Consider the following 1,070-nt stretch of genomic DNA (forward strand, 5'->3'; position numbering starts at 1 on the left):
GGCCAGGTCTCGGCGGTCTCGCACGGTTCATCCACCACCCGCTTCAACGGCATCAACATCATCAACACCGCGCGCAGTCTCGGCGCTTGAGCCACCCATCCTTCGACATGGAGAGCAGCCTTGCAAAGACGTGACTTCCTGGCCCTGACCGGGCTTACCGCGGGCGGGCTGATCGTGCCCTCCTTCTTCGGCAAGGCAATTGCCGCCGAACAACTGCAGAGCACGCTGGACCTGGGGCTGAAGAAGCGCCTGGCCGATGCGGCGCTCGCTGCCGCCCGCCAGGCCGGCGCCACCTACTGCGACGTGCGCATCGGCCGCTACCTGCGGCAGTTCGTGATCACCCGCGAGGACAAGGTGCAGAACGTGGTGAACACCGAGTCCACCGGTGTTGGCATCCGCGTGATCGTCAACGGTGCCTGGGGCTTTGCCGCCACCAATGCGCTGGGTACGGCCGATGTGGCCCGGGCCGCGCAGCAAGCCGCGGCAATCGCCAAGGCCAATGCCGGCGTGCAGACCGCACCGGTGCAGCTGGCCAAGGCGCCGGGCGTGGGTGAAGTGAGCTGGCGCACGCCGATCCGCAAGAATGCGATGGAAGTGCCGATCAAGGACAAGGTCGGCCTGCTGCTGGACGTCAACGCCGCAGCGATGGGCGCCGGCGCCAGCTTCGTCAATTCGATGCTGTTCCTGGTCAACGAGCAGAAGTACTTCGCCTCCACCGATGGCTCCTACATCGACCAGGACGTGCACCGCATCTGGGCACCGATGACGATCACCGCCATCGACAAGTCCAGCGGCAAGTTCCGTACCCGCGAAGGCCTGTCCTCGCCGATGGGCCTGGGCTATGAGTATCTGGACGGTGCGGCTGCCGGCAAGGTGGTCAGCCCGAATGGCGTGGTCAACTACAGCTCTTCCTACAACATGAAGGAAGACGCCATCGCCGCCGCCAAGCAGGCACAGGAAAAGCTGAAGGCACCGTCGGTGAAGCCGGGCAAGTACGATCTGGTGCTCGACCCGTCGCACACCTGGCTGACCATCCACGAGTCGATCGGCCACCCGCTGGAGCTGGACCG

Annotated in this window: 1 protein-coding gene; it reads left to right on the top strand. The window is 65.2% G+C overall.

Annotated features, from left to right (window positions below; all coding sequences use genetic code 11):
• Positions 1-120: 120 nt before the first annotated feature.
• Positions 121-1,070: PmbA/TldA family metallopeptidase (locus EKL94_RS22140; RefSeq protein WP_312023667.1), on the top strand; the 950-nt coding region annotated here is incomplete at its 3' end.

Source organism: Stenotrophomonas maltophilia, from assembly GCF_003970865.1.
Classification (GTDB): Bacteria; Pseudomonadota; Gammaproteobacteria; order Xanthomonadales; family Xanthomonadaceae; genus Stenotrophomonas; species Stenotrophomonas maltophilia_AR.